This window comes from Pirellula sp. SH-Sr6A, assembly GCF_001610875.1.
In the GTDB taxonomy this organism is placed as follows: domain Bacteria; phylum Planctomycetota; class Planctomycetia; order Pirellulales; family Pirellulaceae; genus JBKCUI01.
Genome location: NZ_CP011272.1, coordinates 5,612,127 through 5,628,411 on the forward strand (window position 1 = coordinate 5,612,127; position 16,285 = coordinate 5,628,411).

12 protein-coding genes are annotated in these 16,285 nt (G+C 55.0%); 5 read left to right on the forward strand and 7 right to left on the reverse strand.

The features are described 5' to 3' along the window. Window positions 1-32: 32 nt before the first annotated feature. Window positions 33-1,514, reverse strand: coding sequence for an Asp-tRNA(Asn)/Glu-tRNA(Gln) amidotransferase subunit GatB (gene gatB, locus VN12_RS21830; protein WP_146678787.1), 1,482 nt, complete (start codon window positions 1,512-1,514; stop codon window positions 33-35). A 419-nt stretch (window positions 1,515-1,933) separates the two neighbouring features. Between gatB and VN12_RS21835 the strand changes: the two genes are divergently transcribed. Next, the gene (locus tag VN12_RS21835) at window positions 1,934-3,019 is read left to right on the forward strand and encodes a hypothetical protein (RefSeq protein ID WP_146678788.1); all 1,086 of its coding nucleotides are present in this window, start codon (window positions 1,934-1,936) and stop codon (window positions 3,017-3,019) included. A gap of 751 nt (window positions 3,020-3,770) precedes the next feature. Then, window positions 3,771-5,498: an ATP-binding protein gene (locus tag VN12_RS21840; RefSeq protein WP_146678789.1), complete on the forward strand. Its 1,728-nt coding sequence runs from the start codon at window positions 3,771-3,773 to the stop codon at window positions 5,496-5,498. 35 nt (window positions 5,499-5,533) lie between these two features. On the opposite strand, the gene VN12_RS21845 is transcribed toward VN12_RS21840, so the two are convergent. Beyond that, entirely contained in the window at window positions 5,534-6,730 is a 1,197-nt protein-coding gene (locus tag VN12_RS21845) for an amino acid aminotransferase (protein WP_146678790.1), read from the reverse strand. Window positions 6,731-7,047: 317 nt separating this feature from the next. On the opposite strand from VN12_RS21845, the gene dnaG reads away from it, so the two are divergent. Together dnaG and VN12_RS21855 are read left to right on the forward strand one after the other, a co-directional pair. Next, a complete protein-coding gene (dnaG, locus tag VN12_RS21850; protein ID WP_168164566.1) occupies window positions 7,048-9,018 on the forward strand; it encodes a DNA primase in 1,971 nt (656 codons plus the stop codon). Window positions 9,019-9,104: 86 nt separating this feature from the next. After that, window positions 9,105-10,736: a sigma-70 family RNA polymerase sigma factor gene (locus tag VN12_RS21855; RefSeq protein WP_146678792.1), complete on the forward strand. Its 1,632-nt coding sequence runs from the start codon at window positions 9,105-9,107 to the stop codon at window positions 10,734-10,736. A 60-nt stretch (window positions 10,737-10,796) separates the two neighbouring features. On the opposite strand, the gene VN12_RS21860 is transcribed toward VN12_RS21855, so the two are convergent. The 4 genes from VN12_RS21860 to VN12_RS21875 are packed head-to-tail and all read right to left on the reverse strand — an operon-like array spanning window position 10,797 to window position 14,090. After that, window positions 10,797-12,173 (reverse strand): hypothetical protein, encoded by a 1,377-nt coding sequence (locus VN12_RS21860; RefSeq protein ID WP_146678793.1) that lies wholly within the window; start codon window positions 12,171-12,173, stop codon window positions 10,797-10,799. Between the two features lie 33 nt (window positions 12,174-12,206). Then, a complete protein-coding gene (locus VN12_RS21865; RefSeq protein WP_146678794.1) occupies window positions 12,207-13,109 on the reverse strand; it encodes a histone deacetylase in 903 nt (300 codons plus the stop codon). A gap of 49 nt (window positions 13,110-13,158) precedes the next feature. Then, window positions 13,159-13,638 (reverse strand): 6-pyruvoyl trahydropterin synthase family protein, encoded by a 480-nt coding sequence (locus VN12_RS21870; RefSeq protein ID WP_146678795.1) that lies wholly within the window; start codon window positions 13,636-13,638, stop codon window positions 13,159-13,161. Window positions 13,639-13,685: 47 nt separating this feature from the next. Then, window positions 13,686-14,090 carry a nucleotide pyrophosphohydrolase gene (locus tag VN12_RS21875; protein ID WP_146678796.1) on the reverse strand — a complete coding sequence of 135 codons (405 nt, stop codon included), beginning with the start codon at window positions 14,088-14,090 and terminating at the stop codon, window positions 13,686-13,688. 165 nt (window positions 14,091-14,255) lie between these two features. Here VN12_RS21875 and rpoN point away from each other — a divergent pair, with 165 nt between their 5' ends. Further along, the gene (gene rpoN / locus VN12_RS21880) at window positions 14,256-15,746 is read left to right on the forward strand and encodes an RNA polymerase factor sigma-54 (RefSeq protein ID WP_146678797.1); all 1,491 of its coding nucleotides are present in this window, start codon (window positions 14,256-14,258) and stop codon (window positions 15,744-15,746) included. On the opposite strand, the gene VN12_RS21885 is transcribed toward rpoN, so the two are convergent. Further along, on the reverse strand, window positions 15,743-16,285 hold the full coding sequence (locus VN12_RS21885; RefSeq protein ID WP_146678798.1) for a hypothetical protein: 543 nt from the start codon (window positions 16,283-16,285) through the stop codon (window positions 15,743-15,745). The genes rpoN and VN12_RS21885 overlap by 4 nt on opposite strands.

Below are 16,285 nucleotides of genomic sequence, written 5' to 3' on the forward strand. Positions count from 1 at the left end.
GTTGCTTTTAGACGCCGCGGTCTGATTTCAGCTTAGTAGGACGTTTCGATGAGTTGGAGGCAGGTTTCTTGGACCTGCCTCGGGTCCGCATTCTTGTTCTTCTTGCGGGCTTGACCGATCAACGCCGAGATGGCTTTCGCATTCCCTGATTTGACCTTCGCAATCACATCGGGGTTCTCGTTTAAGAGCTCCCGGCACAGAGACTCCAGCTCGCCTGCATCGACGGCCACCACGCCGTGCGCTTGAATCAGGGCTTCGACCGCTTGCTCCGGTGCATCGAGAAGTTTTGCAAACACTTCGCGTCCGCGGGCTGTGTCGAGGGTTCCTTTTTCGATGGCGATGAGGATAAGGGCCAAGGCGGAGGCTGGGATGGGGAATTCGGCGACAGAGATGGCACGATCATTCAGGATCCGCAGCACGTCTTGGAGCATCCAAGCGATCGCGCGTTTGGGAGTTGCTCCAGCTTTGACAACAGCGAGGAAGTACTCCACCGTCTCACGGCCTTGTTGAATAAGAATTTCCGCGTCGGCGGGTCGGAGTCCGAGGGAGCCGACGAGATTTTCGCGAGCCGAGCGTGGAGTGATCGCCGCGGCGGGTTGTTCGCGTGCGATATCGGCATCGGAGATCAGAACAGGAACGAGATCTGGGCAAGGGAAATATCGATAGTCCGCTGAATCTTCTTTCTCGCGTTGCATTTCGGTCACGCCCGCGTCGTCATCCCACCCTCTCGTCTGCTTGGGGGCTTCACCAATCGTTTTCCCGTCGGCGAGGAATTGTTCGTATTGGCGTTGGCTTTCGTACTGGATCGCGCGTTCAACGGAACGGAAGCTGTTTAGGTTTTTGATTTCAACAATCGGGGTGGCGACCCACTTTCCGTCGCGTTGGATGTGGAGGTTTACGTTCGCATCGGCGCGGAGCGAGCCTTCCTGCATGTTGCCATCCGTGATACCTAAGTACATCATGAGGAGGCGCATTTCAACGAGATAGTTTTTGGCATCTTCTGCGCTTCGGAGATCGGGTTCCGATACGATTTCGAGCAAAGGAGTTCCGGCCCGGTTGAGATCGATTCGCGTGTCCGCTTTACCGGCTACTTCATCGTGTAGGCTCTTGCCAGCGTCCTCTTCCAGGTGAGCGCGGAGGATGCGAATTTTCTTTGGGCAAGGAGCCCCTGTGTCATCGAGCGATTCGATTTCGAGATATCCGGGCCCGCAAATGGGCAGATCGAACTGGCTGGTTTGGTAGCCTTTTGGGAGATCGGGATAGAAGTAGTTCTTTCGGTCCCATTTCGTGAAACGTGCGATTTCGGAGTGAAGACCGATTCCGGCGCGAAGAGCGTATCGGATCGCGGTATCGTTCAGAACCGGGAGGGAGCCGGGGAGGCCGAGGCAAACCGGGCAGACTTGGGTGTTTGGCGAGGCTCCAAAATCGGTGCGGCATCGACAGAACAACTTCGTCGCTGTCTTCAGTTGGACATGGACTTCAAGTCCAATTACGGTTCGGTAAAGATGTGACATCTGGGGAATGCAAGCGGGCTCGGTCTGGATGAATTAGGAAAGATGGACGATATAGCCTATCGCACCTGCGATCAACCCCCTGCCATTTTGGGTTTCAAACGATCGTTGCGTTGCAATTGGAGACACTTTTCATTGTCTTTTGGTAAGCCATTGTTAGTATTTCCATGCACGTGAAGCGAGTGCGTGGAAAGATTTAACGCTTGGGAAAAACAGCGAAGTCCAAACACGCGATCTTGAATAATTTGGATGCTACCTTCCAGGATGGAACGGCAATTGCAACGGAAACGATAAGCGGGCTTATTCCGGTTGCAAAGAGTGTCGGATGTGCAGGGATCCTCAGGATTGATCCAACACACTAGTTCGAAGCGATGGCAGGGGCGCGATGGTTGCGTCAGGCTGATCGTCAAGGAGGGCATGGTATGAAACGCGTCGTTCACAATACGGTTGCACGGGTTCGGTCGGTTGTTCTTTCGTTCGTAATGATGTGGCTGGTGACCGAAGCCCAACGGGCTTGGGGTCAAGTCGCTTTTGATGTGAACCCAGTGGTTGCGGCTCGGGAGGTGGGGCAACTCGGAATCATGGGGCAGATGCCCAATTCGAGGATGGTGGAAGTCCAGCTCGACGTTTCGGCATTGTTTACGCCGGGAGATTCCTCGCGTGTGACCGAGTTCACGGTGAAGATGGTGAGCCGTCACGAGGATGTTCAGGTTGCGGATTATTCGCCGCGGACAGAGTTGCAAAGCGAGATTTTGGGGCCGATGCAGATCACGCAAGACTCCGATCGAGTTCGTGAAGCGGCAATTCGGGGGATGGGTGGCTATCCGGGGGCTGGAACGATTCAAGGTTACGCGTACGGCCATGACAATGCGCATGAAACGGTTATCTATGCGAAGAAGCCAGCGATGGAATTGTCGACTGCTTCTGGGACATTGGATCGGCGACGAGGTGTTTACTTTAAGGTCAAGCAATCCTCGCAAAGCACTCTTGAGGGAGCGCGGCCGTTTCGGATTGTTTTTGAAGTCCCTTCGTCATGGCGTGCCGATTTGTTGGATGTCACGATCGAAGCTGTAGGGCTGGATACTCCGGCGTCGAAGCGTCCGAGAGTTTTGTCGGTTCAGCAGTTTGTGGTGGCCATGTATCAAGAATACGATGAGCATGCTGCGGGGGCGGCAACCCAGTATGCGAGACAGCAGCAACGGCTGGCGTCGTATGCTCGCATGTATGCTAGCGCGATTGAGCAAAAAAGTTTCCCAACGCCGCTTCACAAGTTGGGTGCGAAGCTCGATATCTACGAGCCGAATATTCCCCAGAACTGGTATGAGACCCTGGTCTATCGATCGGGCACCAATCACAACATGTTCAAGCTGTCGCATCTTCCGGTGGATTTGCGAGTTGCCATCTTGAACTACTTGGATCAGAAGAGTCTGCTGGAAGCCATGTCCGGATGCTGCCAAGAAATCCCGCAGATGGCGACCGCAGCAGGGTTTAATATGGTGAATCGTTAGAAGCGGGGGGAAGTGGCGCGCCAAGGCGCCAAGCCCGCAAAGGGAAGAGGGGGGGAATGAGATATGGGCATGGTCTCTGATCAATATTTGCCCTATGAATCGTTTTTGATATGCCAGCGGCTTGGGATTTTCAGACTGGGATCCTTCCTTCTCCTGCTCCCACTCTTCGTTGCGGTCTTTGCGCCTTTGCGAGAAACCTCTTCGGTTCTGCTGGGGGAAGGGGCGCGCCACGGCGCCAAGCTCGCAGAGGGAAGACAGGGGGTGGGAATGAGAGATGGGGAGAGTGCCATCTAACATTTGCCCTTTGAATCTTGGATCCATCCTTCTCCTGTTCCCACTCTTCGTTGCGGTCTTTGCGCCTTTGCGAGAAACCTCTTCGGTTCTGCTGGGGGGAAGTGGCGCGCCACGGCGCCAAGCTCGCAGAGGGAAGATTGGGGGTGGGAATGAGAGATGGGGAGAGTGCCACCTAACATTGGACCTATAAATCTTTTTTTATGTCCCTGCGAATTGGGATTTCCAGTCTGTGATCCATCCTTCCCCTGCTCCCACTCTTCGTTGCGGTCTTTGCGCCTTTGCGAGAAACCTCTTCCGCTCTCTAGGAGTACGAGAAAAAAGGGGACGCAAAGCTTGCAAGGGTCAGATGATGTATCATGTCGGGGGATGATGGGGACGATTCGGCCGATTGAAGCAAGGGCGGTCTCCTGGAGGTTTCTTGCATACATCACACGCAAGCAGTAGATCGAAGAGCAGCATGGCGGTCATTACGGTCGTTCGAGGAGTTCGCGCGGGGCATCAATTCACGCTCCAAGAGGGGGCCAAACGCATTGGTCGGGATAGCCAGTGCGAGATTCATCTCAGCGACTCCGAAACCTCGCGCAATCATGCGGTGATCGAGTTTCGGGAAGGGCAATATTGGATCCGGGATCTCGGGAGCAGCAACGGCACGTTTATAAACGACCAGCGGGTCAGTGAAAGCAAACTGACCAGTGGGGATCGGATTCAGATCGGCAAGCAGATGTTGTTGTTTGTTCGAAAGATTCGCCGATCCAAGATTTTGGACGGTGAGGTCGCAATCGTCCCGCCTTCGGTGGAAGACGCTTCTCAAATTGTCGGGCGGCTTTTCGCGGACGCTCCGCTCGCCGATCAAACGGCGGATTGGAATGCGGAGGGATCATCCAATGAGATCCTGCCGGGGCCGCCATCGCCCGGTAACGACGCCACGTCCCGCAGTCTGTGGGAGATTATGTACCGCACATCGCTCGCGGTGAGCAGGACGATGGATATCGACCAGCTTTTGCATCAGATCTTGGAATTGATTTTCCAGTGGGTGCAGTGCGATCGAGGGTGCATCATGCTGCTCGATAGCGATTCCGGAGAATTGCGTCCTAGTTGTCGCAAGAATCGGCGATCGGGAATTTCGTCGCGGATGGCGATCAGCAAGACGATTTTGGAATACGTGACCAAGCATGGCGAAGGGGTGCTCACCAGCGACGCTTGCGAAGACGATCGTTGGAACCCAAGCGTCAGTATTTCAGCGGGAGGGATCCGCGAGGCGATATGCGTTCCCATGAAGGGGCGTTACGGAGTGGTCGGAATCATCTATATCGACACGACAACTTCGGCGGGCAAGTACGCGTCGCGGACAGACCGCGTTTTCCATGAAGAGCATTTGAAACTGTTGGTGGCGATAGGCCATCAAGCGGCCTTGGCGATCGAGGACACGCATTTTTATCAGAACATGGTCCAGGCGGAGCGGTTGGCGGTGATGGGGCAAACCATCGCGACCCTCTCGCATCACATCAAGAATATTGTGCAGGGCCTCAAGGGCGGGAGTTACTTGGTCGACGAGGGGGTCAAACGCGAGGATTTATCGACCATCTTGAAGGGTTGGCGAATCTGTGGCCGGAATCACGAACGGATCGAGTCTCTCGTCATGGACATGCTCACGATGAGCAAGGATCGAGTACCCGTCCGGCAGCAGATCGATTTGCGAGAGTTACTTGATGATGTCGTCGAATTGGCACGTTCCGCTGCGGTCGATTCGGGGACCGAGGTGGCGTGGGAGCGTCCCGAGTCCGAGATACGGCTCATGTTGGACTCCGAAGCGATTCATCGGGGCATTCTCAATTTGGTGAGCAATGCCATCGATGCTTGCAAGGAGAAGGAGGGGGGCCGCGTGCAGCTGGCGCTCCAATCCGATGCAGAGAATGTCGCGGTGCTGGTGACCGACAATGGCATCGGAATTCCAGAAAGCGATCTCGAGCGGATTTTTTCGATGTTTGAGTCGAATAAGGGGAGCCGAGGGACGGGGCTAGGGTTGCCGGTGAGTCTCAAGATTGCTCAAGAGCACGGGGGGACGATTCACGTTCGATCGCAAGTGGGGGAAGGGACGACATTTGAATTCGTCCTTCCCCGAAATGATGCGAATGCACCTTCCTCGGAATGGCCCCACGAGTCGAGGAAGACGATCTCCGAGTGACGGGGGGCGGAACGTGATCGGAAGATCGTTGGTGGCTATCGGGTTGCGCGAAGGCAGTCCGCGATAGCGTTGCAGAGTGTATCCATGGTTTGGGGGGCCATGCCGGCGACGTTGATACGACCGGTGCCGACAATATAGATTGCCTGCTCGCTTTTGAGCCAATCCGCTTGCATGTTGTTCAGGCCACTGTAGGAGAACATTCCTTTTTGGCTCGCGAGGAAGGAGAAATCGCGGTCGATGCCTGTCTTTTTCATTCCTTCGATGAACATGGTTCTCATTTGCGAGATGCGATTACGCATTCCATTGACTTCCGCGACCCACTCGGTGCGGAGGGCTGGATCGGAGAGGATGGTGGCCACGGTGGAGGCACCGTGGCGAGGCGGATTGCTGTAGTTGCAGCGGATCGCCTGTCGAATTTGGCTCAAGGCAGCTTCCGTTTTGGATGCCTCGGACCCAACGAGCATGACGGCCCCGACGCGTTCGGAGTAGAGGCCGAAGTTCTTGGAGAAGGAGCTGCAAACAATGGCCTCCGGGTTCTTTTTGAGCAGGGTGTGCAGGGGCTTTGCATCCTCCTCCAGTCCATCTCCGAAGCCTTGGTAAGCGAAGTCGACGAAGGGGATCATCCCTTTGCGAGCGAGTAATTCCGCGATTTGTTCCCACTGTGCGAGGGTGGGGTCGATGCCGGTTGGGTTGTGGCAACAGGCGTGGAGGCAGACCAGATCGCCGCGTCGTCCGTTCGATTCCAGGTCTTGGACCATGGCGGCGAAGTCGAGCGAGGTTTTGTCGGAGGAAAGGTAGGAGTAGACGACTGGTTCGAGGCCCGCAGCTTGGAAGATGGAGCCGTGGTTCGCCCAAGTGGGGTTGCTTAGCCAAATACGAGTTCCGGGAAAATGTTTGGCCACGGTATCGGCACCGACGCGGAGGGCACCTGTTCCACCTGGGGTTTGGGCTGCGGCCACCCGAGCGTGGTCCAGTTCGGAACCGAAGACCAAGTCGACGACCCCGCGAAGGTATTCGGTGTGGCCTTCGATCGGCATGTAACCTTTCGTGTTTTCCGTGTTGAGAAGCTTCACCTCCGCCTTTTTGACGGTTGCCAAGATCGGCGTCGCGCCATCTTCGGTTTTGTAGACGCCGACGGTGAGATTGATTTTCCCAGGGCGCGGATCCTTTGCGAAGGCATCGGCGAGTCCGAGGATGGAATCAGGAGGAGCGATCGGCAGGTGTTCGAACATGCTTCATCAGGTTCTGTAGAGGGAAGATCGAAGGCTTCTATTTGCGAGCAAAAAGGGTACTATGAAATCGGTTTCGTGAGGAGTGCGTAATCTTTACGAATTGTAGAAACTGATGTTGACTCGGTCATTCGAATCGCACCATACTCTTCCCCCGAGTTACGGATGACTCAACTGCTCTTGCGTCGCCGACCCAAAATTGCTCCGACGTCCGGAACGTCGAGGCTGGGCGATGGCAACGGGCACAGGCCCCGCACCTGGAAGAGACACGCGAATCGAGCTTGCTGCATGGCATCGAGTTGGTTTGCTAGGAGATACCAGTGTCCTTCGCGATAGACAACGAAGTCAAAGACAGAGTTCGCCTATCGGTCAACATTGTTGACTTGATTAGCAGCTACACGGAGCTCCGTCGGCAGGGCCGCGGGTTTGTGGCGGCTTGTCCTTTCCACGACGATCGCCGCCCGAGTCTTCAGATCAATCCTGAGCGTCAGACTTGGAAGTGTTGGGTTTGCGACATCGGGGGGGACGTCTTCAGTTGGGTGATGAAGCGGGAGAATGTCGGTTTTCCCGAAGCCCTACGTATGCTAGCCGACCGCGTTGGTATCGTGCTGGAAGAGGACAAAGGGAAAGGAAACCGAGACGACAAGAAGCGTTTGTATGACGCGATGGCTTGGGCGGTCCAAGAATTCCAGCAGTGCTTGTTGCACGCCCCCGAAGGGGCAGCGGCCCGCCAGTATCTACAAGACCGGGGATTGTCTGACGAGAGTATTCGCAAGTTTCAACTGGGATTTGCACCGGAGAGCTGGTCCTGGTTGATCGATCGGGCGAGCAGCAAAGGGATTGGAGCCGATTTGCTCGAGTATGTGGGATTGGCGGCACGAGGGGAGCGAGGTTCCCGTTACGATCGATTCCGCAATCGAGCGATATTTCCGATTCGCGATGTTCAGTCCCGTCCGATCGCCGTAGGGGGGCGCGTGCTCCCTGGGGCAAGTGCAGATGTCGCCAAGTATGTGAACTGCAGCGAGACGCGGCTCTATCACAAGAGCCATCAATTGTACGGCCTCGATTTGGCTCGCGACTCCATCGTGAAAGCGAAGCAAGCGATTGTGATGGAAGGCTACACCGACGTCATCATGTCGGTGCAGCACGGCATCGGCAATGCAGTCGCCTGCTGTGGTACGGCGCTCGGCGAGCATCAGATCAAGCTGCTGCGACGCTATTGCGATTCGGTGGTATTGCTGTTGGACGGAGACGAAGCCGGGCAGCGCAGAACGCGCGAGATCCTTGAACTCTTTGTCACCGAGCAAATGGATTTGCGGATCTTAACTTTGCCAGATGGAATGGACCCCTGCGACTTCCTGCTGAAGCGATCGGGCGGCGAGTTGCAGGAACTGGTCAAAGGTGCCGTCGACGCGCTCGAACACAAATTGCGGGTCGTTTGCCAGGGATTCGATCCATTGCTCGACACGCACCGGGCCAATACCGCCTTGGAAGATGTCTTGGAAACCATGTCGCGGGTTAGCAAGGATTCCTTGCTTTCAAATGAAGCACTGCGTCTTCGGCACGATCAGCTAATTGCACGATTGGGACGCCAGTTTGGTATCGAGCCGTCTGAGATTCGCATGCGGATGGAGTCCATCCGGCGAAGTGCAGCCGAGCGAGCCAAGCAGCGGCAGGAGTTTCGCCAAAACTTTGCCAAGACCTCTACACCGAACGAACGGATCATCGGAGAGCGAGGCGCGAGTGTTTCCGAACAACTCGCTGCGCCAAACAGTGGAAAGGCGATCGATAGCAGCGGCTCGCGTTTCGAAAACGAGGCCGCCGTATGCCGTTATTCGGAGATGAATGCTATCGAATGCGAGTTGTTCGAGGTGATGGTTTTGTACGCCGATTTGGTACCCATGGCCATCGAACGATTCCCCGTCGCGAACTTGAGCTGTCATACAGCAAAAACGATATTTCAAACCTATTTAGACTTGGAACTCGCCGGACACACGTTAGACTTTGAAAGTGTTCTCTCGGCAGTCGAAGACGCAGGAGTCAAAAGCGTCTTGGTCAGCGTCGAATCGAAGGCAGCTGAAAAGTTGTCTTATTCGAAGTTGAGTCCCGAGGAACGGCTCCACTCGCTTTGCGAACGATTGAGCGGTCAAGAGGATCGAGCTCATCGCCGTCAGCAGATAAGCATGTTGGAGAACAAACACATCGACGACAATACCGCAATCGATCTTCTTGCACAAATCGTGCAACAAGCTCGATTGAAGCATGGGTTGGTCGAGACAGATACCCCGTAAGAACCCAGCGTTGTTGACCCAAACGAAAGAGCAGCGGATGCTTCTTTCGTCGACAACGAAGACCACTGTCAAAAGGAGTTGATGCCGTGGAAGTGCAAGCGTTTGATTTGCAGCAATTGTTGGATCTCGGTCGTACGCAAGGTTTCTTGACCTACGATCAAGTCAACAATTATCTCCCTGACGAAGCCAATAGTGCCGACAAATTGGATCAACTTCTCTTTGCTCTGGAGCGAGCAGGGGTAGAGATCGTCGACGACGTCGAATCTGCCGTCGCCAAGAGTGCCGCCGACAAGGTTACAGACGGCCCGGGTGCACCGACTGGTCACGAACCATCCCCGCGGTTGACCAACGATCCTATTCGACTTTATCTGAGCCAGATGTGCGAGATTCCTTTGCTCACCCGCGAGCAAGAGATTTCGTTAGCTAAGAAGATCGAAATCACACGTCGCAAGTTCCGACGCGCTGTTCTGGGAAATGACTTTGCACTTCGTCACACCGTCGAGATCCTCCGCAAGGTTGCCGACGGAGCCCTACCATTCGATCGAACCATCAAGGTTTCATTGACCGAACGGCTTACCAAGGAGCAGATCAGTGCGAGAATGCCCCACAATCTGAGAACTCTCGATGCGCTGATCGATGAGAATCGTCACGATTTCCAAACCATTGTACGCCGCAGCACCAGCGAAGAGGAAAAAGGGACAGCACGGCGGCAATACCAGAGACGCAGGCTCAAGTCTTTGGTGTTGGTAGAAGAGCTGTCGCTGCGATCACGCCGTGTGATTCCATTGATGCGTCAGTTGGAACAGTACTCGCAACGGATGGACTTTCTGCAGAACCGAATTCAGTTCCTTCGCAGTACCGGATCCAATCCGATGGAGCTCAGCCGGTTTGTTTCCGAGCTCCGGCACTTGATCATGACCACGCAGGAGAGCCCTCGTTCTTTACGAACGCGTTGTGAAGAGTTTCGCAGAAACTTCAAAGAGTATGAGAACGTCAAGCGGCAGCTCTCCAGCGGTAACCTCCGTCTGGTCGTATCGATCGCGAAGAAGTATCGCAATCGCGGGCTGAGCTTCTTGGATTTGATTCAAGAAGGCAACACAGGCTTGATGCGAGCCGTGGACAAGTACGAATACCGTCGCGGTTTCAAATTCTCTACCTATGCAACTTGGTGGATTCGCCAAGCCATCACGCGAGCGATTTCCGATCAAGCGCGAACGATTCGAATTCCCGTTCATATGATCGATGTGTTGAGCAAGCTCAGGAATATTCAAAAGCAACTCACGCAAGAGCTCCGACGCGAACCGACTATGTTGGAGATTTCCGAAGTCGCTCAATTGGCAGTAGAGGAAGTGCAACGCGTACTGGATATTGGACGCAGCCCTATCAGTTTGGACCGTCCGGTCGGTGAAGGGGAAGACAATGCGTTTGGCGAGTTTCTCGAAGATCCCGCCAGCGACAATCCGGTTCGCAATGCAAGCAACGGGGTTCTTCGCGATCGAATCGATTCGTTGCTGAAGACCCTCACGTATCGCGAACGCGAGATTATTCGACTTCGGTACGGCCTTACCGACGGATACTCCTACACCCTGGAAGAAGTCGGTCGCATTTTCAAAGTGACCCGGGAACGTGTTCGTCAGATCGAGGCCAAGGCGGTGGCTAAACTGCAAAACCCTGTGCGCGCCAAGATGCTGGAAGGTTTCTTGAAGCAAGTCGCTTGATCGATGCTCCGACCGGATGTCGAAAGAGAATAAAACCAATCGATGCACCGCACCCCATCGCTAACTCCGACCGGGTGTGGTGTTTTCGTTTAAGCGCGTGGGGAGAAACGGGAGCGACGCGAGTATCGCTAGGCTGGGAACGCAGACCGATCGCATGCGCATGTTGCTCCAATAGACGGAGTGGACCAACGTGACGCTAAGGAGAATTGACGCCATCAACCAAGTGCCGTGCCGAGTGGACGGAGCACGCTTCCAATTACCAAGCAATCGGTAGCATCCTATCAAGGCCAACAAGTACAAAATGCCGTACCAGATGCCGATCCCCAATTGGACCATCGTGTTGGACTGATTGGGCCAAAGCGCCCACAGCCAGCCTATTCTTATCACGCATGCCCTCGCGAATTCCGCGGGACGGTTGCGAATGGTATGCCAAACGATGGACTGAGCAAGTTCGTCCTCGGATTGTTCGCCGCGTACGTTTGCTTTTTGAATGGCCCACTTTTCGAAGAAGGGGGCTTCATCCCAGGAGCGAGACCAACTGGTTTGAAAGTGATCGTACAGCGATGGATTGTTCGCCAGCAACAGGGTGTAACCACCATGGGTAGTGGTTACTCGAAAAACTCCGCTTTGGTCCATGTTTCGTAGGCCCCAAGGGAGCAACACGAGGATCCAACCTGTCAAACATCCAAGAATCATCGACATTCCGCCACGAAGGTTGTCGAAACGTTCGATGCGCGACGGGTTTTCCGATCTTTCGGCATTCGAAAGAGAGATCAGGGCAACTCCTGCGAGCCAGAGCAGTAACCAAGCGATGGCCGTTGGCCGGCAGAGAGATTGAAGACCGAAGAGAATCCCCAGGCTCAAGTCGAATACGAATGGCCACGTTACCGAGGTCGAGATGGGAAGGGACGAGCGTACGAGGATCCCGAGCATCGTCAAAACGGTTAGGAAAGTCGCCAATGTTTCGGTCATGATCAATTGCGATTGTCTCACGAGGATTGGATCGAGAGTAACCCACAATCCTGCGGAGAGGCTCAGGATGATTCGCCATCGACTCAGCCTAGAATCGCTCCCCCATCGTCCCGTCCAGATGTAAAAACAAATCGCTGTTCCTAGCGAGGTGAGAGCACCGAGGGCAGCGTGAAGAAGAGCGACGGAGTTGAATGGGAGCTCTGCATCGGGGGAGGACCCTCGACGAACGAGTAAAGCGAGCGTCGCGGGATACAAGGGAGGGCGAAAAGCAGTAGGGCGTACTCCCGATGAATGTGTCAGACCAAAGGTACCCGTCGTCCTCCAGGTGATCGCAAGGGCGCGATATGCGTCAGGATCGTCTGTCAGCGCATCGGAAGAGAGGAAGATGGCAGAGCATCGCAACGCGAACGCAGCGATGAACAAAAGGGTGCACCAAAGTCTGAATGAGTTTGGGTAAACAGGCAAGGCGAGATCCGGAAATGGGTGGCATGGAAAGGGCTAGGATCGAGACAGTTGCGATGCGATCGCGATGGTCTGAGCGTGGATATCGACAATGTCGTGGATGTCGAAAGCATACCCCCCCGCCATTGCAATCGCAGTTGGTATTTTGCGTTCTTTGGCAAATGCGAGGACCATTTGGTCGCGCGCGGATAGTCCCGCTTTGGTCAATTTGAGTCTTCCGAGTCGATCGTTTTCAAAAGGATCCGCACCTGCGAGGTAGATCATGAGATCGAAAGGGCCAGCGGCGTCGCATTGGTGGAGAGCCGATTCGAGGGCGTCGAGATACGGCTGATCGGTGGTGCCATCGGGGAGATCGACATCCAGGGAGCTCGGGTGTTTGCGGAGTGGAAAGTTTTTCGCACCGTGGATCGAAAAGGTGAAGACATTTGGGTCTGTTCCCATGATGTGTGCAGTGCCATTTCCTTGGTGAACATCGCAATCGACAACCAGAGCGCTTCCAATCGTTTGTTCGTCAAGCAACGTTCGGATGGTGACGGCAGCATCGTTGAACACGCAGAACCCTTCGCCCGCGTCGCGCATTGCATGGTGCGTACCACCCGCCATATTCACCGCCAATCCCTCCGACATCGCGGCGCGGGCGGCAGCCAGTGTGGCCCCGCTGCTTCGGAGAGAGCGTTCTACCATTTTCTCGGACCAGGGGAATCCGATCCGTTTCATTTCCTGTTCGCTGAGACTGCCGGCGAGAACGCGATCGATGTAGGAGTCGCAGTGGGCAAGCCCAAGTTGATGCCGGGATACGGCGTTGGGGACAAGGAGCACATCGGACGCGTGGACGGGATTCGACACGACTCTATCTCGCAGCAATCGATACTTGGACATCGGAAACCGATGCCCATCGGGAAGCGGGAGTTCGAAGTGGTCCGTGTAGAAGAGTTTCACAGAGGCAATGGAGACCTAGCCGGCGAATGGAAGTGGGCGAGTCGATTCGTTAGCGGTCGGTCGAATCGGCGTCGAAGGAGGAGATCACCAGATCGCCGCGGGTATCGATCGCGGCTTCTGCGAACGACTCGTCCGTTTCCCAGATGCGGACTCGCGTCGCTATGGCTCCGACGTCGGCAAGCAGTTGAGGGCAGACTTCCTCGAGCAGGTATCTGGCCATGTTCTCGGCAGTGGGGTTATAGGGCATCAAGAACAATCGCGATGGCTTGACCATTTGGAGTGCTTCGATGGCGTTTTGGTCTTTCTCGTAAACCAGAAAGCTGTGGTCCCAGTGCTCGTCGAGCCATCCTTTGCATTTGGATTTGAGGTGGGAGAAGTCCATGACTCGTCCAACGGAGTCTTGGGATTCCCCGGTGACAAAAAAATCCGCGACGTAGTTGTGGCCGTGGAAGTGCTCGCACTTTCCACCATGCTTGAAAAGGCGGTGGCCGGCACAGAACTTGATCCGACGCATGATGGTGAGGCTCATTTTCAATTCCTGGGTGTAGGGAGGATCGTGTATTTATTGTCAGAGTATTATCCGCCGCTGGAAAGCTTTGGGTTCGATTTGTGGCGGTCGGCGTCTCGGTTGGTTTTCTTGTCCAAGTTCTTCAGGATGGCTTGGGTGAGGTCGACATTCGTTTGGTTTGCCAAGCAGACCAAAACGAAGAGAATGTCGGCCATTTCATCTGCGAGGTCGCGCTCGAGATCGGACTTCTTGAAGCTCTGATCGCCATAGGTTCGGGCGATCAACCGCGCGAGTTCGCCCACCTCTTCCATGAGGACTGCCAAATTGGTCATTTCGCTGAAATAGCGGACACCGATGGTACGGATCCACGTATCGACGCGCTGCTGCAGGTCCTGCAATGTAACCTGTGAAGAATCTTCTTCGGCGAATGGGGCTTCGATTGGGGAGGAGTCGAATTGAGGTTTTGGTTCCATGTTCGATCTGCTACATCGATTCCCAGGCTACCGCGGGCCATGTGGCACGCAGCAAATTTCGTTCCGCCCATGAACTTTTTGCGGAACAAGTCTGCACTTGCGGCTGTTGAAGTGGTACAGTGTAGGGGTACAACTCCTTTTATATCAGTGGGACATAACTGAATTATGCGTCTTTCGTTCGGACTCGAAGCGCGCCAGATCCAAACGCAGAAGCTGGCTCCACGGATGATCCAGTCGATGGAGATTTTGCAATTGCCGATTCTGGCATTGCAGGAGCGGATCGAGCAGGAAATGAACGAGAATCCCATGCTCGAAGTGGAGGAGCGGGATGAGAGTTTGCCTGACGAGGAGCACGACGACACCGTCAATCCGAACGCATCGCGGACGGAGGACGAGAAGGAGTTAGTGGTTCAGGACGGGCAGTCTAACGCCGAGGACTTCGAGCGTTTAGCGAACATGGACGGGGACATGCCCGACACGTTCGATGATTTTCGTCGCTCGAGCAATCGGGTGCAGGAAGACGCGGACCGAGCGCATGATTTGATGGCCAACGCTGCCGAGCGTCCTGAATCCCTCAACGATTACTTGCTTCACCAATTGGCGGAGTTGGATATCGAGGAGGAGGTCGAGCGGATTGCCGAGCGGATTATTTCTTGTTTGGACGCCCGCGACGGTGGTTACTTGAAGACCTCGCTGGCCGACATTCTGCCACCGGACCACAAGCCAGCGGACTTGCAGGTGGCGGAGCGCGCTTTGGCCGTGGTGCAGTCGATGGAGCCTGCGGGGATTGCGGCTCGAACGCTTCAGGAGTGTTTGCTCAACCAGATCCGTCCCGATGATTATTTGTCGGAGGAAATGCGAACGGTCATTTCTCAGCATTTGGATGATCTCGCGGAGAATCGCTTGCCGGTCATTCAAAAGAAGACCGGGTATTCGTTGGAGCTGATCAAGGAGATCCGCGAAGAGTTGCATCGCCTCAATCCGAAGCCGGGCGCGGCTTTCATGGAGGTGATTGTTCCGTTGGTGACCCCCGATGTGATTGTGGAACCGAACGAAGAGGGAGTGTACACCGTTCGATTGGTGGACGATTCCTTGCCCCCGCTTCGTATCAGCGAGTACTACCGACGCAGGCTGGGGGATCCTACAGCGACGGAAGAGGAACGGGAGTTTATCAAGCGCAAGATTGGCAGCGCCCAGTGGTTGATCGAGTCCATTCAGCAACGGCAAAGGACATTGACAAAGGTTTCACAGGAGATTGTCAATTACCAGAAGAAGTTTTTGGACGAAGGTCCCGAGGCGATTGAGCCGCTCAAAATGCAGCAGATTGCCGACAAAGTAGGAGTGCACGTCACCACGGTTTCCCGCGCGGTCGATGACAAATGGATACAAACTCCTCGCGGTATTTTCCCTTTGCGTCGATTCTTTGTTTTTGGGACAACCAGTGCGGACGGTGAAGACGTCGCGTACGAGACGATTCGGATGAAGCTCCAAGAGATTATCGACAAAGAAGACAAATCGAATCCTCTTAGCGATGACGATTTGGTCGAGCAGCTCAAGAAACATGGCTTGGGTGTCGCTCGCCGAACCATTACCAAGTACCGCAAAAAAATGGGAATTCCTAGCAGCCGCCAGCGTCGCGATTGGACGAAAACTTAGGGTTGCCACGTTAGTCGCCACGAATCCAGCTCTGGATCGGCGGGGTGGAAGCTGCCGATTCCGCTATCTGCTCGGCTCTCCGCAGCGAGTCGATCGATACGGCAGCGAATCGGTTGGGCGCTCCATTCGTAGGGAAGTGTTTTCATCAGGGATGGGGATGTCCGTTCGAATTCTTCTGTTTCCGTCGGTGCTGCGTCGAGAGGGGTGTCGTGCAGCAAAACAGGCGGGTGCATGGAAGTGAGGATGCATTCGACCCTGTCCGAAGAGTGTTCGATCCACTCGATTTCCCCGGTCGCGATCCTTCTGACCAATCCTCGATCGCCGCTGATAGGGCCTTCGTAGTGCAGGTAGAGGCGACGGTGGTCGGGAAGTTTCTGAACCACGGCACCGGCCCAGTCCTTGATCGGCGACGGAATGGCAAAACAGAGTAGCAGTGGAGCTTCTCCTGCCGATTTTGGAGGCTCCAAGAGTAGGTCCCAGTGGTCTTGCCGTTCATTGCCGGCCGGGTACTCGTGCCGGAGGATTACAAATTGCGTCAA